26 protein-coding genes are annotated in these 23766 nt (G+C 32.8%); 10 read left to right on the forward strand and 16 right to left on the reverse strand.

Translation table 11 applies throughout. From position 1 onward, the window contains the following. Positions 1 to 22 precede the first annotated feature (22 nt). The 5 genes from C8C83_RS15355 to C8C83_RS15375 all read right to left on the reverse strand — a co-directional run bounded on the left by C8C83_RS15355 (position 23) and on the right by C8C83_RS15375 (position 3815). A complete protein-coding gene (locus C8C83_RS15355; RefSeq protein ID WP_121329305.1) occupies positions 23 to 1303 on the reverse strand; it encodes a chloride channel protein in 1281 nt (426 codons plus the stop codon). 286 nt (positions 1304 to 1589) lie between these two features. Beyond that, positions 1590 to 1979, reverse strand: coding sequence for a VOC family protein (locus tag C8C83_RS15360; RefSeq protein WP_121329306.1), 390 nt, complete (start codon positions 1977 to 1979; stop codon positions 1590 to 1592). Beyond that, a complete protein-coding gene (locus tag C8C83_RS15365) occupies positions 1979 to 2554 on the reverse strand; it encodes a sugar O-acetyltransferase (RefSeq protein WP_121330065.1) in 576 nt (191 codons plus the stop codon). Before C8C83_RS15365 ends, C8C83_RS15360 begins: the two co-directional genes overlap by 1 nt. A 9-nt stretch (positions 2555 to 2563) precedes the next feature. Further along, positions 2564 to 3022 (reverse strand): YciI family protein, encoded by a 459-nt coding sequence (locus C8C83_RS15370; RefSeq protein ID WP_132011804.1) that lies wholly within the window; start codon positions 3020 to 3022, stop codon positions 2564 to 2566. 334 nt (positions 3023 to 3356) lie between these two features. Further along, on the reverse strand, positions 3357 to 3815 hold the full coding sequence (locus C8C83_RS15375) for a DinB family protein (protein WP_121329308.1): 459 nt from the start codon (positions 3813 to 3815) through the stop codon (positions 3357 to 3359). Between the two features lie 140 nt (positions 3816 to 3955). Here C8C83_RS15375 and C8C83_RS15380 point away from each other — a divergent pair, with 140 nt between their 5' ends. From C8C83_RS15380 to C8C83_RS15420, 9 genes are all read left to right on the forward strand, one after another. Then, positions 3956 to 6121 (forward strand): TonB-dependent receptor, encoded by a 2166-nt coding sequence (locus C8C83_RS15380; RefSeq protein WP_121329309.1) that lies wholly within the window; start codon positions 3956 to 3958, stop codon positions 6119 to 6121. A 322-nt stretch (positions 6122 to 6443) separates the two neighbouring features. After that, complete coding sequence (locus C8C83_RS15385; protein WP_121329310.1) at positions 6444 to 6851, forward strand: DUF2141 domain-containing protein; 408 nt, start codon at positions 6444 to 6446, stop codon at positions 6849 to 6851. A gap of 39 nt (positions 6852 to 6890) precedes the next feature. Beyond that, positions 6891 to 7514 carry a hypothetical protein gene (locus C8C83_RS15390; protein WP_121329311.1) on the forward strand — a complete coding sequence of 208 codons (624 nt, stop codon included), beginning with the start codon at positions 6891 to 6893 and terminating at the stop codon, positions 7512 to 7514. A gap of 23 nt (positions 7515 to 7537) precedes the next feature. Beyond that, positions 7538 to 8896, forward strand: a complete 1359-nt coding sequence (locus C8C83_RS15395) for a histidine kinase (protein WP_121329312.1) — start codon at positions 7538 to 7540, stop codon at positions 8894 to 8896. 2 nt (positions 8897 to 8898) lie between these two features. Continuing rightward, positions 8899 to 9207 (forward strand): 2TM domain-containing protein, encoded by a 309-nt coding sequence (locus C8C83_RS15400; protein WP_121329313.1) that lies wholly within the window; start codon positions 8899 to 8901, stop codon positions 9205 to 9207. Beyond that, positions 9138 to 9539, forward strand: a complete 402-nt coding sequence (locus tag C8C83_RS15405) for a 2TM domain-containing protein (protein ID WP_233566092.1) — start codon at positions 9138 to 9140, stop codon at positions 9537 to 9539. Before C8C83_RS15400 ends, C8C83_RS15405 begins: the two co-directional genes overlap by 70 nt. Positions 9540 to 9541: 2 nt before the next feature. After that, positions 9542 to 9847: a 2TM domain-containing protein gene (locus C8C83_RS15410; RefSeq protein WP_233566093.1), complete on the forward strand. Its 306-nt coding sequence runs from the start codon at positions 9542 to 9544 to the stop codon at positions 9845 to 9847. Between the two features lie 19 nt (positions 9848 to 9866). Further along, on the forward strand, positions 9867 to 10244 hold the full coding sequence (locus C8C83_RS15415; RefSeq protein ID WP_121329316.1) for a 2TM domain-containing protein: 378 nt from the start codon (positions 9867 to 9869) through the stop codon (positions 10242 to 10244). 36 nt (positions 10245 to 10280) lie between these two features. Beyond that, positions 10281 to 11048, forward strand: a complete 768-nt coding sequence (locus C8C83_RS15420) for a LytTR family DNA-binding domain-containing protein (protein ID WP_121329317.1) — start codon at positions 10281 to 10283, stop codon at positions 11046 to 11048. A 199-nt stretch (positions 11049 to 11247) separates the two neighbouring features. On the opposite strand, the gene C8C83_RS15425 is transcribed toward C8C83_RS15420, so the two are convergent. The 3 genes from C8C83_RS15425 to C8C83_RS15435 are packed head-to-tail and all read right to left on the reverse strand — an operon-like array spanning position 11248 to position 14071. Further along, positions 11248 to 12273 carry a COX15/CtaA family protein gene (locus C8C83_RS15425; RefSeq protein ID WP_121329318.1) on the reverse strand — a complete coding sequence of 342 codons (1026 nt, stop codon included), beginning with the start codon at positions 12271 to 12273 and terminating at the stop codon, positions 11248 to 11250. Next, a complete protein-coding gene (locus C8C83_RS15430; protein WP_121329319.1) occupies positions 12270 to 12641 on the reverse strand; it encodes a hypothetical protein in 372 nt (123 codons plus the stop codon). Before C8C83_RS15430 ends, C8C83_RS15425 begins: the two co-directional genes overlap by 4 nt. Next, entirely contained in the window at positions 12641 to 14071 is a 1431-nt protein-coding gene (locus tag C8C83_RS15435; RefSeq protein WP_165877242.1) for an HD domain-containing protein, read from the reverse strand. Before C8C83_RS15435 ends, C8C83_RS15430 begins: the two co-directional genes overlap by 1 nt. Before the next feature lie 327 nt (positions 14072 to 14398). On the opposite strand from C8C83_RS15435, the gene yaaA reads away from it, so the two are divergent. After that, positions 14399 to 15157 carry a peroxide stress protein YaaA gene (yaaA, locus tag C8C83_RS15440; RefSeq protein ID WP_121329321.1) on the forward strand — a complete coding sequence of 253 codons (759 nt, stop codon included), beginning with the start codon at positions 14399 to 14401 and terminating at the stop codon, positions 15155 to 15157. Positions 15158 to 15580: 423 nt separating this feature from the next. On the opposite strand, the gene C8C83_RS15445 is transcribed toward yaaA, so the two are convergent. The 8 genes from C8C83_RS15445 to trpB form a co-directional block, all read right to left on the reverse strand. Next, entirely contained in the window at positions 15581 to 17170 is a 1590-nt protein-coding gene (locus C8C83_RS15445) for an MDR family MFS transporter (protein WP_121329322.1), read from the reverse strand. Positions 17171 to 17173: 3 nt separating this feature from the next. Further along, entirely contained in the window at positions 17174 to 18253 is a 1080-nt protein-coding gene (locus tag C8C83_RS15450) for an HlyD family secretion protein (RefSeq protein WP_121329323.1), read from the reverse strand. Between the two features lie 12 nt (positions 18254 to 18265). Then, positions 18266 to 19585, reverse strand: a complete 1320-nt coding sequence (locus C8C83_RS15455) for a TolC family protein (RefSeq protein WP_121329324.1) — start codon at positions 19583 to 19585, stop codon at positions 18266 to 18268. After that, positions 19575 to 20204, reverse strand: coding sequence for a TetR family transcriptional regulator (locus tag C8C83_RS15460; RefSeq protein WP_121329325.1), 630 nt, complete (start codon positions 20202 to 20204; stop codon positions 19575 to 19577). The genes C8C83_RS15455 and C8C83_RS15460 overlap by 11 nt, the downstream gene beginning before the upstream one ends. Positions 20205 to 20459: 255 nt before the next feature. Continuing rightward, positions 20460 to 21221, reverse strand: coding sequence for a tryptophan synthase subunit alpha (gene trpA, locus C8C83_RS15465; RefSeq protein ID WP_121329326.1), 762 nt, complete (start codon positions 21219 to 21221; stop codon positions 20460 to 20462). 201 nt (positions 21222 to 21422) lie between these two features. After that, a complete protein-coding gene (locus tag C8C83_RS15470) occupies positions 21423 to 22160 on the reverse strand; it encodes a carbon-nitrogen hydrolase family protein (RefSeq protein WP_121329327.1) in 738 nt (245 codons plus the stop codon). 8 nt (positions 22161 to 22168) lie between these two features. After that, positions 22169 to 22489, reverse strand: a complete 321-nt coding sequence (locus C8C83_RS15475) for a gamma-glutamylcyclotransferase family protein (protein WP_121329328.1) — start codon at positions 22487 to 22489, stop codon at positions 22169 to 22171. Between the two features lie 85 nt (positions 22490 to 22574). Further along, a complete protein-coding gene (gene trpB, locus C8C83_RS15480; RefSeq protein ID WP_121329329.1) occupies positions 22575 to 23756 on the reverse strand; it encodes a tryptophan synthase subunit beta in 1182 nt (393 codons plus the stop codon). Between the last annotated feature and the right edge of the window lie 10 nt (positions 23757 to 23766).

The raw sequence follows: 23766 nt of genomic DNA on the forward strand, positions 1-23766 counted from the left end.
ACTTGAAGAAGTGTTTAAAATGTTATTTAATTAAGCTTGGAGAATAACTATATACGGTATAAGGATAAATCATTTTCGCGGTATATTTAGAAATTAAACAAACTACTAAAATTGGTAAAAATAAAGTGTAATCATTTGTTAGTCCACAAACCAGGAATATGGCTGTAAAAGGCGCATGAATACTGGCACTTAATACTGCAGCCATTCCAATAATCATAAAATTAACCGGAATTACATTTACATGGAAAAAGCTATTTAAAACGGATGCCAGCAATAAACCTAAAAATGCGCCAATAAAAAGACTTGGAGCAAAAACGCCGCCATCGCCCCCAGAAGCCAGTGTTACCGAAGTTACAATTGGTTTTAAAATCAAAATTCCAATAAAAGTTAATGCTAAAGTAAGTGTTAACGGAATTTTACTTGTGTTGCCAAAGATTCCTTTTATAGCGTGATATCCTTCTCCGTATAGTTGTGGAAAAACGAATAAAGAAACGCTCAAAACTACTGAACCAATTAGTATTTTGTAATAATGAGTGTCAATTTTTCCGAATTGAGATTTGAAAAATAATACACATCTTGTTAAGTAAACCGAGTTCATTCCGGCTAAAATTCCTAAAAGAATAAAATACGGAATTGCTTTTAAATGCCAGGTTGTAATAGATACTGTAAACAATGGTTCTTCTTTTAAAATAGAAAGTAAACCAAAGGCAATTGAAACAGCGATTACATTTGAAATAATAAAAGCTCGCGTTACTTTTCGAGAAATAACTTCAAGAGCAAACAAAACTCCGGCAATTGGACTGCTGAATAAAGCCGTAACCCCGGCAGCAACTCCCGCACAAATTAATTCGGTTTTGTATTGTCTGAAGATGTTTTCTTTTTGCTGTGCTACAGAACCAATTGTTGCAGAAGCTACAACGGTAGAAACCTCAATTCCGGTAGAACCTCCAAAAGCAACCGTTATTAATCCGTTTATAAAGTGAGATGGAATTTTATAAGAAGGTAAATTTTTTGAAGTCGATTTTGTACTTTCAAAAACCTCTTTAATTCCTTTGTTTTCTTTTTTCTTAAAAAGATAATGTCTTAAAAAATAAATTACAGATAATCCAAAAACAGGGAAGAGAATATACAATAATGGATGTACAGTAACTTCATGAAAAAAGATTTCTTCGTAGTATTCTGTGATTTTTTTTAGTGAAATTCCGAGAAAGGCAGAAAGGAAGCCAATTAAAATAGATACAATAACTAATTTTCGGAATTTGATAAATTGATGATTTTTTTTGATTTGCGCCGTTTTGTTCATCAGAAGTGATCGCACTTTTTTTATGCGGATTACAAAATTAAGAATCAAATTCGGTTTTTAATAGAAAAAACGCAATATAATGTGTTAAAACTGATAAAAACAGGAAAATTCTTTCAGTGTGTTTTTCTTTGAATGTCGCTTATTTTAGGTTCAAAGAGACAAAGTTGCAAAGTTTTATTAAAATAATAATATAAAAGCATGTTTGTGATTTCTCCTTTTATCGAAATGACATAAAGTGAGAAAACCTTTGTCCCTTTGAACCTTTGTAACTCTGAACCTTTACCCCCTATCTCTCATAAAACTCTATTGGCAACAAATCAGGATCGGCAATAAAAGTGAATCGTTTTTCAGTGGTTTCATCGATTCTTATAGGTTCTGATTCGATGTTTTTCGTATCCAAAAAAGCGATAGTTTCTTCTAAATTTATGACTTCAAAAGCCAAATGACGCAATCCAACAGCTTCAGGTCTTGAAGGTCTTTTTGGCGGATTTGGAAACGAGAATAATTCGACTACATAAGTGCCGTTTAATGCTAAATCAAGTTTGTACGATTGACGTTCTTCGCGATAAATTTCTCTGATAATTGTTAAACCTAAAACTTCTGTATAGAAAGTTTTAGATTTTTGATAATCGGAGCATAAAATGGCAATATGGTGAACTTTATTTAAAGTAAGCATTATGAATTTGATTCAGGTTCTTGGTTTAATTTTCTAATTACTTTCGCTGGATTTCCAACAGCTAATGAATTGTCCGGAATGTCTTTTGTAACCACAGATCCGGCACCAATAACACATCCTTTTCCTATCGTTACGCCGGGGCAAATTACAGAATTTCCGCCAATCCAGCAATCGTCGCCAATTGTAACCGGATAAGCATTCTCGAGTGTTTTTCTTAATTCGGCGTCAAGCGGATGAGAAGCGGTATAAATTTGAACATTTGGTGCAATAAATACGTTTGAGCCAATATTTACAGGAGCACAATCCAGAACAACACAATTTACATTAAAATAAACATTATCACCACAAGTTATGTTATAACCATAATCGCAATGAAACGGAGGTTCGATATAAAAACCCTTACCAACATTTGGGATTAATTCGGCTAGAATTTCTTTTGCTTTTTTCGTCAAACGATATTCTACAACGTTTAAACGATGGAGTAGATTTTTAGCTTTTCGGCGGTCTTTTACTAAAACAGGATCTCCTGCAACATAATATTCTCCTGAGATCATTTTTTCTTTTTCTGTCATTATATAAAGCATTTACATTTTAGTCTTGGCAATTTTTTCATGTATTTTTAAAGTTTCCTGCAAAGCTGCAGATGAATACCAAGGTGTTAATTCGGCTTCGAGTAATTTCGCCTGTATTGCAGGATCTGTGGCAACTAGAGCTTGTGCTTCTTCAATAGTTTCAACATTAAAAATATAGATTCCTCTATAATTTCTGTCATTTTTCATAAAAGGTCCGGCCACGACAAGTTTTCCTTCTTTGGCTAATTTTCCAATGTTGGCCATATGACCTTCAAATAATTTCTTAGTTTCTTCTTTAGATGCCGTTGTATTTGTTCCCGATTTCAAAAGACAAAACACATATTTCTTCATTCCATATTCGTCAGCGTGTAATGATTTTGCCAGATTTTCGTCGAATTTCACTTCAGTTTCCTGAGAAAATCCTAGAAGACTTATCAATAAAAAAGCGAGTAATAGTATTGATTTTTTCATGTGAATATTTATATAAAAAAGATGGTTCCTATTTAAAAATAACTACCAGTTTTGTCATTCCGACGAAGGAGGAATCTCCGTAAGAAACTCCATAATCAGAATCGCCAATCTTTGTCGAGCTTCTCGTTGAGATTTCTCCTTCGTCGAAATGACAAAAATGCGAGTAAAATCCGTGTAAATCTGCGTTTTCGCAAAGCGAATCCGCGTCATCCGTGTTCAATATTGTCGCCAATCTTTGTCGAGTTTCTTGCGAAGATTTACTTCGTCTGTTCGCTATCGCTCGGGTCTCCTTCGTCGAAATGACAAAATCTAAGCAGAAGCGGGATTTTATCTTTTATAATAACTTCTTCAAAATAACAATCTGTCCTAGATGATAAACATCATGCTGAATGATTCCGTGGATATCTTCATAAAAATTATGATTATTATTTTGGTCTATTTTTTCAAAATCAGCATCATTAAAATCACTCAGACAAGCGCTCCATAATTCCTGTGATTTTGCCAGACTTTGCAGCGATTGTTCCCATGCAGGTTCAGACGAATCTAAAATTGGTACAAAATAATTATGATCAGGAGTTGTAATGATTTCTCCCTGAACACGTCTTAATATATTTCTTCTCCATTGAATTAGGTGATTGACAATTTCCCAAATAGTATTTAAATTCGGATTGACTTTTTTATAAGCCTGAGCTGCAGTAACATCTTTTAAAGTATCTGCTAAAGTAACTTCAAGCCACGGATTTCCATTGTAAATGGATTGATATAAATTTGAAACTCTTTTACTTTCTGACATAGTTAATAGTTTTTAGAAACATGTTAGCTAAGATACAAATAAGTATTTTACAACTCATCCTCGAAATTCTACAATTGGGTTATTTAATATTTTTTAACTTAGATTGTTAAAATACATTTGCCTCATCAAAACCAAATGTTATGAAAACCAAATTACTTTTTACAATTATTTTTTTACTTTTAACGTCTTTTATTTTTGCTCAGAATGTCATTTCTGGAAAAGTTGTAGATCAAAAAGGAAAACCGGTTCCGGGAGCAAATATCTATCTGGACGGAACTTATGACGGAGCTACAAGTTCTGAAAACGGAGATTTTTCTTTTGAAACCACTACAACAGGAAATCAAACAATAGTGGTTAGTTTTTTACTTTATGAAACTTTCAAAACAGAAATTGATGTTGCCAATTACAAAAATCAAACTGTTAAATTAAGAGAAAATGTAAACGCTCTTGATGCCGTAGTTATTACCGCAGGAACATTAGAATCCGGAGACAAAGCCAGAGTTTCTGTTTTAAAACCATTAGATATTGTTACAACTGCTGGTTCTGCCGGAAATATTATTGCAGCCTTACAAACTTTGCCGGGAACGCAAACTGTGGGTGAGGACGGACGTTTATTTGTTCGTGGAGGAGAAGCAAGCGAAACGCAAACCTTTGTTGATGGACTTCGTGTGGCACAACCTTATGGCGCAACAACCAATAATTTACCAACAAGAAGTAGATTTTCACCTTTCTTATTTAGTGGAATTGCATTTTCAACAGGAGGTTATTCTGCTGAATATGGAGAAGCTTTATCAAGTGTTTTACTTTTGAATACACAAGACGAACCGGACCAAAATAAAACAGATATTGCTTTAATGACCGTAGGTTTAGGAGTTGGAAATACTCAAAAATGGAAAAAAAGCTCTTTTAGTATTAATACCAATTATATTAATCTTGCACCTTATCAGGCTGCAATTCCGCAAAATGTAGATTGGAATAATCCTTATCAATCTTTGGGTGGAGAAGCAGTTTACAGATATCATTTCGAAAGAGGAATTTTTAAACTTTATGCAGCTTTCGATTCAGAGAAATTTGACTTGAATCAGAAAAATGTAAATTTTGTAAATCCAATCAGAACTGATTTAAACAATAATAATTTCTACCTGAATGCTTCTTACAAAGGAGATTTTGGAACAGGATGGCAACTTACATCAGGAGTTAGTTATGGTTACAGCAAGAATAAAATCAAGTATGATATAAATGATGTTGATAGCAACGAAAATGCAATGCAATTGAAGTTGAAGTTGAGAAAAAACATTTCGAACTATTTTAAATTATCTTTTGGAGCAGATTATTTTATCACAAAATTCAATGAAAATTTCGATGATAACATTTCGATTAAAGTTGCAAATGGTTACGATTCTAATATTGCCGCTTTTTATACCGAAGGAGATATTTTATTCTCTAAAAAATTAGCGATGAAAGTAGGTTTAAGGTATTCGAACAATAGTTTGTTAAATGAAAACAATTTTGCGCCAAGAGCTTCTATTGCTTATAAAGTTTCAAAAACAAGTCAGTTTTCATTTGCTTACGGAGATTTTAGTCAGACTCCGGTTGTTGATTATATTAAATACTCTAAATACCACCAGTTTGAAAGTGAAAAAGCACAACATTATATTTTAAATTATCAGTTTACAAAACCTGGACAAACTTTTAGAGCAGAAGCCTATTATAAAGATTACAGCAATTTGGTTCAATACGATACAAAAGACATTCAATACAATTCGGTTTTCAATAATAACGGATCAGGATATGCAAAAGGACTTGATTTATTTTGGAGAGACAGCAATTTGTATAAAAACTTAGAATATTGGATTTCGTATTCTTATATCGATTCACAAAGACAATACAAGAATTTTCCAACGATGGCAACACCAAGTTTCATTGCAAATCACAGTTTGTCTATTGTAACAAAGTACTTCATTACAGATTGGAAATCGCAAATTGGTTTTACGAACAGTTTTACAACAGGAAGACCTTATAATGATCCAAACCAAACTCAGTTTATGAGTGGAAAAACTAAAAGTTATAATAGTTTAAGTTTTAACTGGGCGTATTTATTGACAACACAAAAAATCTTGTATTTCTCTGTTTCGAATGTAATAGGAACAAAAAATATCTACGGATATGATTACGCAAAATTACCGGATGCAAACGGAGTTTATAACAGGCAAGCCGTAACACCAACCGCAGACAGATTCTTTTTCGTAGGTTTCTTCTGGACGATTAGCCAGAATAAAAATGAGAATCAATTGAAAAACTTATAGTCTCTAAGTTGCTAAGGTTCTGAGTTACTAAGAAAAAAGCTTAGAACCTTAGCAACTCAGAACCTTAGAACCTCAAAAAAAACAATTCAGTCATCAAATTCAACAACTCAGTATCATTTAATTTTAAAACAGTAAAATCCAACATACTTTTGAAGTATAAATAATAAGGGACTAAGTTGCTAAGCTTCTAAGACGCTAAGAAAAAACTTAGATACTTAGCTCCTTAAAATCTTAGAACCTTAAAAAAAAGTTTTAATCATCAATCAAAAAAAGCTTAGCATCTCAGAACCTTAGTAACTTAGAAACTTTAAAAACAGAAATCATGACCAAAATTATTACAATAATCACCTTATTTATTTGCAGTTTATTATCTGCTCAAAATGTAAAATTAACTGTTGCTGTTTCAGGTTTAAAAAATGATACAGGAATTGTAAAAGTAGGTTTGTACAACTCAGACGGGACATTTCTTAAAACGACTTATAAAAGCCTTACTTCTGAAATTAAAAATAACCAAGTAGTTGTAACGTTTGATAATCTTCCGACAGGAGAATATGCAATTTCAACTTATCATGATGAAAACAATAACGGAAAACTTGATCGAAATGCGATGGGAATACCTTCTGAAGCTTATGCAGCGTCAAACAATGCTAAAGGATTTATGGGGCCTCCTTCGTATAAAGATGCTAAATTTATTGTCGATAAAGATTCAAAAATTGAAATAACATTATAAATAAAAACTAACAAATTAACCATTTAAATAACTTATAAAATGAAAAAGATTATCACTTTGATTGCATTATTTGTAGTAGGAATAAGCTCGGCACAAACACAATTTGAACAAGGAATGACCAAAGCTTTCGGACTTTGGAAAGAAGGAAAAAGTACAGAAGCTTCGGCATTATTTGAAAGAATTGCTGCGGCAGAAAAAACAAGTTACTTACCTAATTATTATGTTGCATTGGTAAATACTACGACTGCGTTTTCAGAAAAAGATAAAACAAAAATCGATTTGTTATTGACAAAAGCACAAGACGCTTTGGATGTTGAATTTATAAAAGATCAGAATAATGCAGAGTTATACGCCATGCAAGCTTTGATTTATACGGCTTGGGTTGTTGCAGATCCAATGACAAACGGAATGAAATATTCGGCTAAAGTGATGGAAGCTTACGCGAAAGGTAAAGCGATTGATCCAAATAATCCACGAATTGTTTTTGGAGAAGCTGATTATCAAATTGGAGGAGCAAAATGGTCAGGTGTAGATACAAAACCACTTTGTGCACAAGTTGATAAAGCTATTGAACTTTTTGCTACTTTTAAACCAGAAACACCTTTTTCTCCAAAATGGGGATTAGAAAGAGCTTTGGAAACTCAAAAAAATTGCAAAAAATAAAATTAATTAAAGCAGATTAACAAATGAAGGATCATAGATATGTATACGGGAGTTTAAAAAGCGGAACAATTGTCTCGTTTAAGATTTCTATGATTTTTGCTATAATATTTATAGCGCTTCTAGGAGAAGATTTAACGATCAAAAACGTTCTTGTTACTTTTTTTGTTAGCTGCCTTTATTCTTTTGGACTTGGTTTTGGAAACGGATACATCAATGTGCTCTTAGATAAAAAATGGGATTGGCTCGAGCAAACAAATCTTAGGGTTTACTACGGAATCCTGGTGACTGTTTTGTACACGATTCCCGTAGTTTTAGGAATAAACTATTTCATTTTTGTTGTCCTGCAAAATGTAACTCTCGATGTGTTTTTTGGAGCGAGAATGCTTTGGGTACATCTTTTTTATATTATTCTTTCGTTAGGAGTTTCGACTTTCATGCAAGCGAGAAGCTTTATGGTAAAATGGAAACAAGCTTCTAAGTTCGAAATAACACAACAAAAGATTATCGCAGGAACGGCAAATGCTAAATTCGAAAGTTTAAAAAATCAAATTGACCCGCATTTTCTTTTTAATAGCTTGAATGTTTTAAGTTCTTTAATCGAAGAAAACCCAGATAATGCACAACGATTTACTACTTCTTTATCTAAAATTTATCGCTACGTTTTAGAGCAAAAAGACAAAGAATTGGTTTCTGTTGAAGATGAATTGTCATTCGCAAAAACGTATATGAATCTATTGAAAATGCGTTTTGAGAATAGTTTATTTTATGAATTGCCAACAACAAATATAAATCCGGATGCAAAAGTAGTTCCGTTATCATTACAGCTTTTGCTTGAAAATACGGTAAAACACAATGTTGTAAGTGAGCAAAAACCATTACATATTCGAATTTTTGTTGATGGAGATTATTTGGCAATTCAGAATGATTTTCAGAAGAAAGAAGTTCTTCAAGACAGACAAGGTGTTGGATTACAAAATATTGTAAATCGATACGGAATTGTAACCAACAGAAAAGTTTTGATTGAACAAAACGAAAAAACTTTTACAGTTAAAATTCCAATTTTAACCAAACAAATTACGGTTATGGAAAAAAATGCAGAATATACAGATGAAAATAAAGCTTATTTCAGAGCTAAAAAAAGAGTAGAAGAATTAAAAGGATTTTATGCAAATGTTATTTCATATTGTTGTGTGATTCCTTGTTTGATCTTCGTGAATTTGACCTTTTCTCCCGGATTTCAATGGTTTTGGTTTTCGGCTTTAGGCTGGGGATTTGGAGTTGTAATGCATGCTTTTAAAGTTTTTGGATACAGCTCAAATTGGGAAGAACGAAAAATTAGAGAAATTTTGGAAAGAGAAAATAATAAACAAAGCTGGAAATAATCATGGGAACAAATTATTCAGATTCAGAACGATATTATCAGGCTCAAAAAAAAGTCGAAGAAATTAAAAAGTTTTATCAGCATTTAACGGTTTATCTTCTTTGTAATCCAATCGTAATTGTTGTAAATCTAATGACTTCACCAGGTTACCTATATTTTTGGTATTCTTTGTTAGGGTGGGGAATTGGAGTTGCTTTGCACGGATTGAAAGCTTTTGATTGTTTTCCGTTTTTTAATAGAGAATGGGAACAACAAAAAATAAAAAAGATCATGGAGAGAGAAATAGAAAGTCAAAGACAAATTTGGAAATAATTATGGAAAGAGATTTTGATAATGACGCGAAAAAAAATGAACTGCTACAAATAGCTAGCAGAAAAGTAGTTAAACTAAAATCATTTTATATTCATGCTTTTTTCTATAGTATTGGATTGATTTTGTTTACTTTAAAAAACTATTTCGGACTTCCGTTGAATGTGTTTCCAGTCCGATATTTAAATAGTTTGGTAATGATAGTTTGGAGTACTGCGTTTCTGGTATCTGCAGTGGATATATTTGCTTCTTTTAAAATTTTTGGAGAAGAATGGGAAGAACGTAAGCTGAAAAGCATCTTGGAGAAAAAAGAGAAAAAACAAAAATGGGAGTAATCATGGAAGTGAAATTTACTGAAGAGGATAAATATTATATAGCAAAAAAGAAAGTAGAGAACATTAAAGGTTTCTACGGAAATCTGACTTCTTTTATCATTGTGAATATTATATTGATAATCATAAATTTGTGGACATCACCAGAATATTTATGGTTTTTCTGGCCACTATTGTGGTGGGGAATTGGAGTTGTTTTTCATGGATTAAAAGTTTTTGAAGTATTTCCGGTTTTGGGAAAAGACTGGGAAGAAAGAAAAATCAAAGAATTGATGGAAAAAGAAAAAGAGAATCAAAACAAATGGCAATAATTTTTTAAATCAAAGTAAAATGGGACGATTTAGAAGACGCATGTTCGAAGAATATGCACATGAATTTAGTACAGACGAAAGTTATAATATAGCTTACAGAAAAGTAAAAAGAATTAAAGGATTTTACTCGCATTTGAAGGTTTATCTTATTGTGAATATTATTATCATTATTTCAAACTTGAATAGAGGTCATTTTGGTTTTATAGGAAATCATTTTGAAGTGAGAGGTTTCAGAGATTGGGAAATTTATTCAACCGCATTTTATTGGGGAATAGCTTTAGTCATTCATGCATTTTCTGTTTTTGGTCGTGATTTCTTTTTTGATGATGAATGGGAGCAAAAGAAAATCCAAAAAATTATGGAGAAAGAGGCTCAGAATAAAAATAAATGGGAGTAAATTTGGGTTAAATTTTCAATTTTTGCATTTTAGTAAATGACGACATTAATCATAGAAGACGAAAAACCAGCTGCAAGATTGTTGCAGAGAAAACTAGAAAAGTTAGATATTGCTGTAGAAACAATGTTGCATTCTGTAGAAGAATCCATTCATTGGTTTACAAATAACCAACATCCCGATTTAATTTTCCTTGATATTCAGTTATCAGATGGTTTGTCGTTTGAGATTTTTGAAAAAATAGACATTCAAAGCGCTATTATTTTTACAACGGCTTATGATGAATATGCTTTAAAAGCGTTTAAACTAAACAGCATTGATTATCTTTTGAAACCAATTGATGAAGATGATTTAGAAGTTGCCGTTACAAAATTCAAAACCCGAATCCCTAAATTAAACTCAGAAACACAAAATCTTCAGGCTGATTTTGAAGAAATTCGCCGAATGTTGTCAAATCCTTTTGAGAAAAGTTTTAAAAAGCGATTTACGGTTAAAATCGGACAGCATCTAAAAGTTATTACAACAGAAGAAATCGAATGTTTTTTTAGTGAAAATAAAGGAACATACATTCATACTTTCGACAATAGAAACTATTTAATCGATTCGACTTTAGAAGTTCTGGAGCAGGAATTAGACATGAAAGATTTCTTTCGCGTAAGCAGAAAATATATTGTTCCGCTATCGGCAATAAAAGAAATTCAAGTTTATACCAATTCTCGTCTTAAAGTTATTCTACCAACTTATAAAGAAGATGAGGTTATTGTAAGCCGAGAAAAAGTACAGGATTTTAAAGCCTGGTTGGGATAGATTTTACAGAGAATATAAATAAAACCATTCGTATAGAATTCAATACAAAATGCAACATTAAAGAGCCAAAGGCTCGATTTATATTGTAGAGCCGGATTTTAATCCGGTTGACACAACGAAGAGTATCAAAAGTTTGAAATAGTTAAAAATAAAAAAAATCCTTCAATTGAAGGATTTTTTTTATTTTCAAGAGTTTTTATTATTTACTCAATCGATGTAACGTATATGTCATTGCGCTCAAAAGGAAGAAAGCCATAATTTGGTGAATTAATCCTAAAGCCAACGGAACACTATATAAAAGTGTAAATACTCCCAATGCAAATTGAATAAAAACAAAAGCTACCAGAGTTTTTATAGCATGCGATTGATTTCTTGTAAGTGAAAATTTAGTGCTTCGGTAATAAAGGAAAAGAATAAATGCCACAACAACATAAGCAAAAGTTCTGTGTACGAACTGAACGCCACTTTTTCCTTCGATTAAATTTTTAACCAAAGTCGGTTGTTCGATAAAAACAGAATCGTGTATAAATTGTCCATCGCTCATTAAAGGCCAGTGGTTGTGGATTAATCCAGCATTTAAACCTGCAACAAAACCACCATAAATAATCTGAATTAATAAAGCTACTAATGCAAATCGTGCAATATTACGAAGCGGAATTACTTTTGTAATGCTGCGTTCCGGATATATTAAATCTAATGCAACCCATAAAGTATACGCAAAAGTGATAAATGCAAAAGTAAGGTGTAATGAAAGTCTAAAGTGGCTTACATCTGGATTATCGATTAATCCGCTGCGAACCATAAACCAACCTAGAAAACCTTGAAAAGCTCCCATTGCCAATAGAACGATACATTTTTTGATAGTATCACGATCCAGTTTTTTTCTGATTAAGAAGTAAACAAAAGGCACAAAGAAAACCAATCCAATGATGCGACCGATAAAACGGTGAAACCATTCCCAGAAATAAATAAATTTATAATCGGCTAATTGAAAGTCATTGTGAATATTGATTTTTTGATACTCCGGAAACTTCTTGTATTGTTCGAAAGCTTCATTCCATTTTGCATCTGTAAGAGGCGGGAAAGTATCTGTTACCAAATGCCAATCCGTCATTGATAAACCTGAATTAGTCAAACGGGTAATTCCGCCAACAACAACCATTAAAAATAATAAAACACAACCTGATAGTAACCAAATGATTACTGATTTATTCACTTTTTTCATTCTATTCCAATTAATTCTATATCGTTTGTTTTGTTTTTATTTTTTCTTTCTCTTCTTTTTATATAAAGTTTTAATAAAGAAAAATTTGCTATAATATTGATAATCCAGATAATTGTCATAAGAGTTATTCTATATGGATAGCTTTCAATATCAGTTGTTATTTTAAAATAATCAATTAAGACTACATTTTGAAAGAGCGCAGCTAAAATCATTATTACACATATGGAAGCAATACTGATTAAAAAAAAGAAGATTTTATATTTATAATGACAGATGTTATTTCTGTTAATTTTTCTAAAAAAAATAAAATTTGTTATTACTATGATAAGTAAAAGAAAAAATAAAAAAATCCCTCCTAAAACATCCATTATTTTTTAAGCGTTAAATTTAACTTTTCAGCTTTTTTAATTACAAAATCGTAAGCAGCCTGATATTCATTCGGGATATCACCTTCTAAAATGGCTTCTTTTACCGCTTCTTTCAAAACTCCAATTTCACGTGAAGGTTTCAAATCAAACATTTCCATAATTTCTTCACCGGAAATTGGCGGTTGAAAATTACGTACATGATCGCGTTCTTCGACTTCAACAATTTTCTTGCGAACGATTTCAAAGTTTTTATGATACTTTTTAAACTTCGAAGGGTTTTTGGTAGTAATATCTGCTTCGCATAATGTCATTAAATCTTCGACATCTTCTCCAGCATCAAAAACCAAACGACGAACTGCACTATCCGTTACAATATCCTGCGCCAAAACAATTGGACGAGAACTCATCACAACCATTTTTTGCACAAATTTCATTTTGTGATTTAAAGGCATATGCAAACGCTCGAATATTTTCTTCGCCATTTTTCCGCCCAGGAATTCATGTCCGTGAAAAGTCCAGCCTTGTTTTTTGTTAAAACGTTTTGTTGGCGCTTTTCCAATGTCATGCAACAAAGCCGACCAACGTAGCCAAACATCATCTGTATTTGGACAAATGTTATCGACAACTTCTAAAGTGTGATAAAAGTTGTTTTTATGAGTGTGACCTTCAATTTCTTCAACCTGATTCAAAGCGGTTAATTCAGGTAAAATAATGTCTAAAAGTCCAGTTTGATATAAAAGTAAAAATCCGATAGAAGGTTTATCTGTAGAAAGTATTTTGTTTAATTCATCAACAATTCTTTCACCTGAAATGATCTTGATTCGATCTGCATTTTTGGTAATCGCATCAAGAGAGTTTTTCTCGATCTCAAAACCTAATTGATTTGCAAAACGAATCGCACGAAGCATTCGCAAAGGATCATCAGAATAAGTAATGCTTGGATCTAAAGGAGTTTTGATGGTTTTATTTTCAAGATCAGTCAATCCGCCAAAAGGATCAGATAGTTCTCCAAATGTTTTTTCGTTCAGCGATAATGCCAATGCATTGATGGTAAAATCACGACGGTTTTGATCGTCTTCAAGAGTTCCATTTTCAACAATTGGGTTTCTGCTTTCGAAATTATAAGATTCCTTTCGGGCACCAACAAATTCAATATCAGTATCTTCAAAACGCAACATTGCTGTTCCGTAAGTTTTGAAAACCTGAACTTTAGGTTTCTTTGGTAATAATTCAGAAACTTTCAAAGCCAATTCGATCCCGCTACCAACTGCAACAACATCAATGTCTTTTTTAGAACCTCGGTTTAAAAGCAAATCACGAACAAAACCGCCAATTACATAACTGTCAACGTTTAATTCTTGAGATGCCTGCGAAATAATTTCGAAGATTTTATTTTGTAAAGCTGCTTTATAGTTTGTTTGTATAGCCACGAATTCACTAATTTTAAATAATACATTTCTATTCTTGAAGAGAATGAAACGCCTGCAAATTTACAACATAGAAAATGCCTATTATAATCTATTGTTGACTTTTTTGAATAAATTCACAATTTGTTATGCAGAATTTTATCAAAATAAAAAATGTTGCCACGAATTGCACGAATTTTCACGAATTGGATTGTATATAAAAAAGGAATTAGTGAAAATTCGTGTAATTCGCGGCAAAAAAAACATTTATAGCGTCATAAAACAAATCAATTTAGATCTCTTATTTTTAAAAATTCAATTTGTATTTTTGAATTCTATAAAAACGCACACATGAAAATTGTTATATCGCCGGCGAAGTCATTAAATTTCGAAAAAGAATTACCAACAACTCAATATACAGAACCAGCTTTTTTAAAAGAAGCACGTTTGGTTCACAAAGTTTTAAAACCTAAAAAGCCTTCTGAATTATCTGAATTAATGTCTATCTCGGACAAATTAGCCGATTTAAACTGGAAGAGAAATCAGGAATGGAAAACACCTTTTTCTCCAGAAAATGCACGTCCTGCAGTTTATACTTTTGATGGAGATGTTTATACTGGTTTAGACGCTTATACAATTCCTGTTGAAAAATTAGAAGTGTTGCAAAATAAACTCCGAATTTTATCCGGACTTTACGGAATCTTGAAACCTCTGGATTTAATGCAGGCGTATCGTCTTGAAATGGGAACAAAATTACCTGTCGAAGAATCCAAAAATCTACACGAATTCTGGAAACCAACAGTTACTAAAGCATTAAATAAAGAATTGGCAAAAGGAGAATTGTTTGTGAATCTTGCAAGTAATGAATATTTTTCGGCTGTAGATGTTAAAGCTTTAAAAGTTCCTGTAATTACGCCGGATTTTAAAGATTACAAAGATGGAAAACTTAAAATGATCAGTTTCTTCGCTAAAAAAGCAAGAGGAATGATGGTTCGTTATATCATCGATACAAATGCTGAAACGATTGACGATTTAAAAGGTTTCAATTATGAAGGATATCAATTTGATGCGAATCTTTCTAAAGGAAATCATTTGGTTTTCACAAGATAGGTTTCTTTGAAAAAGGTTCAAAGGGACAAAGGTGTAAAGGCTCAGAGGTTTTTTTTAAAGGTTCTGAGGTTCTATCCCGAAGCTTCGGGACTGAGGCACTAAGTTTTTTACAAGAGAGTCGGAGACTCGGGCTATATTGTAGGGAGGGATTTTAATCCCTCCGGATTAACAAAGTGTTTTTTTTACAAGAGAATCGGAGATTCGGGACATATTGTAGGGAGGGATTTCAATCCCTTCAGGTTAGAAAATATTGTATGCTGGGAATTTCAATTCCATAAGGTTTGAAAATATGTTAGGTAGGGATTTCAATCCCTTCGGATTAGCACAGATAGTATATTTCTAATTTTTTTTGAAAATAAATTAAAATAAAAAAGCCGGACTAAATAAATAGTTCGGCTTTTTCGTATTATAAATCAATTATTATTAATGCATTGCATCAGCAGGATTAATCTTGTTCTTTCCTTTTTTAATTAAAAGAATAATTGGTATACAACATAGGAACATAATTCCTAAGTACATAAAAATATCCATGTAGGCCATTACTGTACTTTGTTTCATTACTGAATATTCCAGTGCTTGATAAGCTTTTTTCAGTGCAACATCAGCGCTATATCCTTTAGACATAAAAGCTCTTTGCATTCCTGCAATACGTTGCTGAACATCGAATTTTGCAGGGTCTAAATTGGTCAATAAATTTACTCTGTGTTCCTGACTTAAACGAGTGATAAAAGTGGTAATAATCGCAATACCAAATGAACCACCTAATTGTCTCATCATTCCGGTAAACGCGGCTCCTTCACCGATATGTTTTCCTTTTAAAGTCGAAAGCGAAAGTGTTGTAATAGGTACAAATAGTAATCCTAAACCAATTCCTCTTAAGATTAAAGGCCAGTACATATGTTCAACACCAGTATCTGGAGTCATACGAGTTTGCATCATAAAGGTAAAGAAGAAGAAAACTAAAAATCCAACTCCAACCATATATCCTTGCGGAACTCCTTTTTGAATCATATTACCCACAAATGGCATCATAATCGCTGTTGTAATCGAACCTGGAATCAATAATAATCCGGCATCTGTTGCGGTCCATCCTAAAATAGATTGCGTGTAGATCGGAATAATTAAGGTTGATCCATAAAGACCAAAACCAAGAATAAAACACATTACAGTACCAATTCTTAAATTTCCATCTTTTAGAACACTTAAATTTACGATTGGATATTTATAAGTAAGCTCTCTCCAAACAAATAAAATCAATCCAAGAACCGTAACAACACTAAGGGTTACAATAAGTGAATCATTAAACCAATCGTCTTGTTGTCCATGTTCCAAAACAAATTGAAGTGATCCAATAAAAGCGGCTAATAATATAATTCCCCACCAGTCAACCTGATTTGCTTTTAATTTCTCACCATATTTTGGACTTCTTACGAAAGTAAGCGCCAAAATAGTTGCAATAATTCCCAACGGAATATTGATATAGAAAATATAAGGCCAAGAATAATTATCTACTAAATATCCTCCCAAAGGCGGACCTAATGTTGGACCAACAATTACACCCATTCCGTAGATAGCTTGCGCCATACCACGTTTTGCTATAGGATAACTTTCGGTAATAATCGTTTGGGCTGTTACCAGTAATGCTCCACCACCCATACCTTGTACGAATCGAAAGGCAACTAGTTCCCAAATGTTACTGGCATTTCCGCATAAAAAGGAGCAGACTGTAAATATAATGATCGAAGCCACAAAATAATTACGTCGACCAAATTGCTGTGAAAGCCAACTCGTCATCGGAATTACAATAACATTCGCAATTGCGTATGCTGTAATTACCCAAGCCACATCAGTTAAAGTAGCACCAAGGCTACCTCGCATGTCTGTTAGAGCTACGTTTACAATCGTGGTATCTACAATTTCTAACAGTGCACAAAGTACTGCAGTAATCGTAATGATTACACGTCTATAACCGTATTCTACTAAATCGTCATCTGCTTGTACTGCTGTTGCCATATTTTATTTTAAATGTACATCTACATCAACATTCATTCCCGGACGTAGTAATTTTACTTTTTCAGGATCGTTTGATTCATCTAAACTAATTTTTACTGGCAATCTCTGAATCGTTTTTACAAAGTTTCCTGTCGCATTATCAGGAGGTAATAATGAAAAACGAGATCCTGTTGCAGGAGAAAATGAAGTAACAATTCCTTTGAATTCGTAGTTTGGATAAGCATCAACTTTTAAACTTACTTTTTGTCCAACAATCATCTTGTTTAATTGCGTTTCTTTAAAGTTAGCAACAACCCAAGCTTCATTATTATTGATGATATAAAATAAAGATTGTCCTGGTTGAACCAATTGTCCCGGTTGGATATCTACTTTAGAAACCTGACCGTCGATTGCAGCAGTAACTACAGTATAACTAAGATTTAAATGCGCAACATCAAGCATTGTTTTTGCTTTTTTGATGTTTGCGGCAGCAACTTCAGTTTGTTTGTCAGAAGCTTTTGACTTAGATTCAATTACAGATTTTTGGTAAGAACTTGCTTTTTGTTGTTGTTCCAAAACACGAACTTGATTTTCAGCTTCTTCTTTTGAAGATAATGCTTGCTCGTATTGTTGTTTTGTAATCGTATGTGTTTTGTATAAATTATTGTAACGGTTGTAATCGTTTGTAATTTGTCTCAATCTAATTTTTGCACTTTCGATAGAACCGGTTGCAGATTTCATTTGAGCATCAGAAACTGAAATACTTGCATTTGCGCTTCCAATATCAGCTTTTGCAGCTTCGTATTGACCTTCAGCACCTAATAAAGCAGCGTTAGCTTCGTCGATTTTTAATTGGTAATCTCTTTTATCGATAGTAAATAAAGTATCTCCTTTTTTTACAAAGTCATTATCTTTTACATACACTTTACTAATATATCCGGAAACTCTAGGAATAATCGGATTCATTTTTTTCTCAATCTGAGCATCATCCGTTTCTTCGTGTGCTTGTGCGTGTAAGTATTTTGTTATTCCGTAAGTTCCGCCCACTAAAACCAAAACGGTTAGTATAATGATGAATTTAGTATTTGTTTTTTTCTTTTCCATGAGAGCTATCGATTATATTTTAGAAAGATTGAATGATTGAGATAATTGTCCTGATACGGATAGTAATTCGTAATATTTTTGAATGATTGTTGCTTTAGAAACAGCAGTATTAATTTTGGCACTTAGTTGTTCAACATCAGCTTCAACCAAATCATTGGTATCTGCTAAACCATTGTCAAACTTATCTTTTACAAGTCTGTAATTTTCAGATGCCTGTTGAAGCGCTTCATCATAAACAACACTTTGGTTAATAGCTAAGTCATAATCTTCAATAGATTTTTGAACCTCAACTTTAATACGATCAGTCATTACAGCTTCTGTATTTTTAACTTCCAAAGCTCTGCTTTCAGCTTCTCTTACGTGAGAACTATTTTTGTAAATTCCAGAGATATCATAAGTTAAACCTAATCCAAAGTTCATTGCATATTTTACAGTAATAATGTCTTTAAGATCTAAAGCAGTATAACCACCAAGTAATGCTAAAGTAGGGTAATAAGCAGCTTTTGCAACTCTAATATTTGCTTCAGATGCTTTTTGTTGGAAACGAATAGCTTCTAAATCTTTTCTGTTTTGCAATGCTAATGCATCAGATGTTGGTGCATTACTCGTTTTCAAATTAAAGAAATCATCTTCATTAACCTGAAGTTTTGTACTTGGATCCAACTTTAATAAGGTAGTCAGATAGAAGTTGATATTATTAAGATTGTTATTAGCTTCATCAATAGATAATTGCGTTTTTGAAACTAATAATTGTGACTTCAATAAATCATTTCTTGGGATAATTCCGTTTTTCTCTAATTCTGTAAAATCAGTAACACGTTGTTTAGCGCTTTTTTGATTTTCATTTAAAACATCCAAAGTTTTTTGAGCTTTGTATAACGCAGTATAATACGTAATAACTCTCAAAGCAACGTCTTCTTTAGTTTTAGATGCATTTGCACTTTCAGCTTCGTATAAATTATCATAAGCTTCAATGCTATTTTGAATTTTAAATCCTGCAAAAAGAGGAAGGCTTAAATTTGCCATTCCAAGCATTGCTCTGTCAGGAGATGCAAGTGATTTGCTTTCTCCCTGATTTGGCATATCAATCGATGCTTTTGTAAGACGTTGATATTGTCCGGAAAGTTTAATATCAGGATATTGATTGTTTTTTACCGATTGTAATTCGTACTTTTTTGTGTTTACCTTAGTGCTGGCAAGCGTAACTTCGTTACTTTTTTCCCAGGCCAATTTAACGGCTTCGTCTAAGGTTAAACTTGTTTTTTCTTGTGCTTCTACTGAAGATATTCCGATAAAGAAAACTCCAAAGAGCATTAATTGACTAATTTTCATAAACAAGTAGCGCTTTTATAGTTTGTTGAATGTGCTTCGTAAGACTGGTTTTAATGTACTCGTTGTACATTTCTTCTGTATTTAAATTTAATAATTCTTCAAAAAAAGGTTTATTCATATGAAAGTGAAAAAAAGTTCCAATAATAGTTGGAGTAATTAGCGGGATGATAACATCTTTTCTAAAAACACCCTTTTCCTGACCTTGTGCTATAATGCTTTCAACAGATTTTAAATTTCCTTTTTTTAATTCTGTAAACGCAATAAAGCTTTTTTCTCTCTTTTCTGCATTAATTTCAAAGTGTAACACCCTGAAAATTCCTTTGTTACAATTAATTCTATTAATGTAAATTTCGATTAATTTATTGACTTTCTCTATAGGTTCTAGATTTTCTTGTAATAAATTTTCGAGTTTTAGTTTTAAATCAGATGTTTTGTAAATAATTAAAGCTTCGAGAAGCCTTTCTTTAGAGCCAAAATAATACGAAACCATGGCAATATTAATCTTGGCATGTTTTGAGATATCCCGTATCGATGTTCCTTCAAATCCTTTTTCAGAAAATAGCGTTTCGGCCACTTCAAGAATCTGAATTTTTTTATCGTTTAATTCGATGTTTGACATGGTATTGTTTCTAATCGGGTACAAAATTAAACAAGTGTTTAATTTAAACACTTGTTTAATTTTGTTTTAACATAATATTAACAGAAAACCGTGTAGTCGTTTCTAAGCTAAAATACTCTTTAAGGCTAATGTTTATAACGAAAAAGCTGAAATAATATAACTCGTAATATTATTTCAGCTTTGTAATTAACGCAATTTTGTCGTTTCTCGAAATCGACAAACTAGAAGTTATTGTATATTTAGAAGAAAAATTAATTATCTAATCTCGCTAACAAATTCGCTAATTTTTCCAGAACCATTTTCGCTTAAATGTTTTATAAAAGCACTTCCAATAATGGCACCTTTTGCAAATTTAGTAGCCTGATTAAAAGTTTCTTTATTCGAAATTCCAAAACCTACAATTTGCGGGTTTTTCAGATTCATGTTTCCAATTCTTTCGAAATAACTTTCCTGAGTATTTCCAAAACCAGATTGAGATCCTGTAACGCTCGCAGAACTTACCATATAAATAAATCCGTTTGAAACGCTGTCGATAAAACGAATACGCTCGTCAGAAGTTTGTGGCGTAATCAGGAATACATTTATTAAGCCATATTTTTCGAAAATTGCTTTGTATTCGTCTGCATAAACATCAACAGGTAAATCCGGAATGATTAATCCGTCGATACCAATTTCGGCACATTTTTTACAGAATGTTTCAACTCCGTATTGCAACATTGGATTAAAATATCCCATAATAATCAACGGAATTTTTACGCTTTCGCGGATGTTCTTCAGTTGATCGAATAGAATTTGAGTCGTCATTCCGTTATGAAGCGCCGTTGTTGAACTTGCCTGAATGGTTGGTCCATCAGCCAAAGGATCGCTAAATGGCAAACCAATTTCGATTAGATCAACGCCATTTTTTTCTAAATCCTGAATGATTTGAACCGTATCATTCAAATTAGGATATCCTGCAGAAAAATAAATCGAAAGTATCTTTTTATCTTCTTGTAATTTTTGAGTTATTCTGTTCATTTTAATATCGTTTTTATCCTAACAGGTTTCCAAAACCTGTTAGGTATTTTATTAGGTTTTGTTTTTGCCACTGATTAAAAGATTTTCACTGATTAGCTATAAATTTATTTCACGCAGATTTAAATTGATTTAAGCCGATTTGCGCAGATTCTTCTAAAAAAATAATAATTAAATCTGATTTAATCTGTGAAATCTGTGGCATTATATTTTTACAATTTTACTTGTCCAATTATCATTTTGATTTTCGATCAATAATAATCCGGAATCTGAATCATTCATTTGAGCAACCAATTCACCTTTGTTATTCCAGAAAGCACTTTGTCCAGCCGAAGGAGATCCCCAGGATTCTCCACTGAAATTCGACATCAAAACATTCATTTCGTGTTTCTGTGCATAACTTTGTAAATCGCGATATGCATTCGGAATTCCGTTTGGTGAAAAGAAAATACTGGCGATATAAATATTGGTTTCTCTTTTACGGGCATTTTCAGGATGTAACGGATTGTCAATATCAGCACAAATAGCAAATGAAATCTTTTGATTTTCAATAGTCACCATCGGATTATAATCGAATGAAGATTGGAAAAATTCGTCTTCACCTTCATGTAAAAATTGCTTCGTGTAGATTTGAACTGAATTATCAGGAGAAATAATAAATTCCCCAATAAACAATTCTGAGTCTACTTGAATTGGAGCACCGACAACAATAATAATATTATTTTCGACTGATAATTTTTTTAAGTGATCCAATCGGGAATCATCTTTTTTGAAAGCTAGTTTTTGGGCATATTCTCTTTCATAACCGGTAATCGACAATTCAGGAAATGCAATTAATTGTGCTCCATTTTGTACCGCCAAATCAATAAAACGATAATGGTCTGATAAATTGGCTTCAATATCTACTCGCGTAGGTTTTGTTTGCGCTGCTGCTAAAATCATTTGGATTTTTATTTATTTTCGATATAAACCCAGGCAACTGTTCCGGATTTTAACTCGACCTGAACTCTTTTATAAGCATTAGATTCGAAAATATCTACTTTGGCTAAATCAGAAGCCAAAATATTAAAAGCAACACCATGAATAGGATCTGAAGAATCTGCGTTTGCTACCGCTACAACATAATCAGCCATTCCAAATTCTTCTTCAATTTGGAGACTTTTTAGTTTATAACCCAATAACTGATCAGGAGTTCCGGTTAGAACTTTATTAAAAATCTGCATTTGAATTTGTTTCGATCTCAATGTTCCGTAAGAGAATAACTTTTCCATAATTACTATTTTTCTCGTTGTTTGTTTTTTGCGTTAGGAATAACCCGATCCGCGGCGGCGGAGAACGCCCAAATTACGATTTTTATTACAATTTAAAATAATCAATATAATTGTCTAGATCTTTGTCGCCACGTCCAGAAAGACTGATTACCACAATATCTGTTGGTTTAAATTTCTTTTGATCTAGAACCGCAAAAGCATGCGCGCTTTCGATCGCCGGAATAATTCCTTCTAGTTTTGTCAATTGCAAACCTGCATTCATCGCGTCATCATCAGTCACAGAGAAAAACTCGCCGCGTCCGGTTTGTGCCAAATGTGCGTGCATTGGTCCAACTCCGGGATAATCTAAACCTGCCGAAATCGAATATGGCTCGGTAATTTGTCCGTCTGGAGTTTGCATTAAAAGGGTTTTGCAACCATGAATAACACCTACTTTACCTAATTTACTTGTTGCCGCACTATGACCACTATCAACGCCTTTTCCGGCTGCTTCAACGGCAATAATTCCAACTTCTGGCTCATGCAAAAAGTGATAATAAGTTCCTGCAGCGTTACTTCCGCCACCAATACAAGCGACAACATAATCAGGATTTTCACGTCCTTCTTTTGCTTTTAATTGCCATTTGATTTCTTCGGAAATCACACTTTGAAAACGTGTTACCATATCCGGATAAGGATGTGGTCCAATCGCAGATCCAATAATATAATGTGTGTCAACCGGGTTATTAATCCAATCTCTAATCGCTTCGTTTGTAGCATCTTTTAAAGTTCTTGAACCCGAAAGTGCAGGACGAACCTCAGCGCCTAACATTTTCATACGAGCAACGTTTGGTGCCTGACGTGCAATGTCTATTTCGCCCATATAAACGATACATTGCAATCCCATAAGTGCGCAAACTGTTGCAGTCGCTACACCATGTTGACCAGCTCCGGTTTCGGCAATAATTCGTTTTTTACCCAAACGTTTTGCTACCAATATTTGTCCAATTGTATTGTTTACTTTGTGCGCTCCCGTATGGTTTAAATCTTCTCTTTTTAAGTAGATTTTGGTATTGTATTTTTCAGATAAACGCTTTGCAAAATAAAGCGGACTTGGGCGTCCAACGTAATCTTTTAACAATTGGTCAAATTCTGCTTTAAAATCCGGTTCGCTGGTTATCTTTAAATAGTTTTGGCGTAATTCTTCAACATTTGGATATAACATTTCAGGAATGTAAGCTCCTCCAAATTCTCCGTAATATCCTTTTTCGTTAACGTTAAAATTCATTTTATTCCAA

The sequence above is a fragment of the Flavobacterium sp. 90 genome (assembly GCF_004339525.1).
Lineage (GTDB): Bacteria > Bacteroidota > Bacteroidia > Flavobacteriales > Flavobacteriaceae > Flavobacterium.

Bases quoted from the DNA above. Each gene is read 5' to 3' on its own strand.
- C8C83_RS15355 (WP_121329305.1), bottom strand. From the start codon at position 1,303: ATGAACAAAACGGCGCAAATCAAAAAAAATCATCAATTTATCAAATTC.
- C8C83_RS15360 (WP_121329306.1), bottom strand. From the start codon at position 1,979: ATGCTTACTTTAAATAAAGTTCACCATATTGCCATTTTATGCTCCGAT.
- C8C83_RS15370 (WP_132011804.1), bottom strand. From the start codon at position 3,022: ATGAAAAAATCAATACTATTACTCGCTTTTTTATTGATAAGTCTTCTA.
- C8C83_RS15375 (WP_121329308.1), bottom strand. From the start codon at position 3,815: ATGTCAGAAAGTAAAAGAGTTTCAAATTTATATCAATCCATTTACAAT.
- C8C83_RS15380 (WP_121329309.1), top strand. From the start codon at position 3,956: ATGAAAACCAAATTACTTTTTACAATTATTTTTTTACTTTTAACGTCT.
- C8C83_RS15385 (WP_121329310.1), top strand. From the start codon at position 6,444: ATGACCAAAATTATTACAATAATCACCTTATTTATTTGCAGTTTATTA.
- C8C83_RS15390 (WP_121329311.1), top strand. From the start codon at position 6,891: ATGAAAAAGATTATCACTTTGATTGCATTATTTGTAGTAGGAATAAGC.
- C8C83_RS15395 (WP_121329312.1), top strand. From the start codon at position 7,538: ATGAAGGATCATAGATATGTATACGGGAGTTTAAAAAGCGGAACAATT.
- C8C83_RS15400 (WP_121329313.1), top strand. From the start codon at position 8,899: ATGGGAACAAATTATTCAGATTCAGAACGATATTATCAGGCTCAAAAA.
- C8C83_RS15405 (WP_233566092.1), top strand. From the start codon at position 9,138: ATGGGAACAACAAAAAATAAAAAAGATCATGGAGAGAGAAATAGAAAG.
- C8C83_RS15410 (WP_233566093.1), top strand. From the start codon at position 9,542: ATGGAAGTGAAATTTACTGAAGAGGATAAATATTATATAGCAAAAAAG.
- C8C83_RS15415 (WP_121329316.1), top strand. From the start codon at position 9,867: ATGGGACGATTTAGAAGACGCATGTTCGAAGAATATGCACATGAATTT.
- C8C83_RS15420 (WP_121329317.1), top strand. From the start codon at position 10,281: ATGACGACATTAATCATAGAAGACGAAAAACCAGCTGCAAGATTGTTG.
- C8C83_RS15425 (WP_121329318.1), bottom strand. From the start codon at position 12,273: ATGAAAAAAGTGAATAAATCAGTAATCATTTGGTTACTATCAGGTTGT.
- C8C83_RS15430 (WP_121329319.1), bottom strand. From the start codon at position 12,641: ATGGATGTTTTAGGAGGGATTTTTTTATTTTTTCTTTTACTTATCATA.
- yaaA (WP_121329321.1), top strand. From the start codon at position 14,399: ATGAAAATTGTTATATCGCCGGCGAAGTCATTAAATTTCGAAAAAGAA.
- C8C83_RS15445 (WP_121329322.1), bottom strand. From the start codon at position 17,170: ATGGCAACAGCAGTACAAGCAGATGACGATTTAGTAGAATACGGTTAT.
- C8C83_RS15450 (WP_121329323.1), bottom strand. From the start codon at position 18,253: ATGGAAAAGAAAAAAACAAATACTAAATTCATCATTATACTAACCGTT.
- C8C83_RS15455 (WP_121329324.1), bottom strand. From the start codon at position 19,585: ATGAAAATTAGTCAATTAATGCTCTTTGGAGTTTTCTTTATCGGAATA.
- C8C83_RS15460 (WP_121329325.1), bottom strand. From the start codon at position 20,204: ATGTCAAACATCGAATTAAACGATAAAAAAATTCAGATTCTTGAAGTG.
- trpA (WP_121329326.1), bottom strand. From the start codon at position 21,221: ATGAACAGAATAACTCAAAAATTACAAGAAGATAAAAAGATACTTTCG.
- C8C83_RS15470 (WP_121329327.1), bottom strand. From the start codon at position 22,160: ATGATTTTAGCAGCAGCGCAAACAAAACCTACGCGAGTAGATATTGAA.
- C8C83_RS15475 (WP_121329328.1), bottom strand. From the start codon at position 22,489: ATGGAAAAGTTATTCTCTTACGGAACATTGAGATCGAAACAAATTCAA.
- trpB (WP_121329329.1), bottom strand. From the start codon at position 23,756: ATGAATTTTAACGTTAACGAAAAAGGATATTACGGAGAATTTGGAGGA.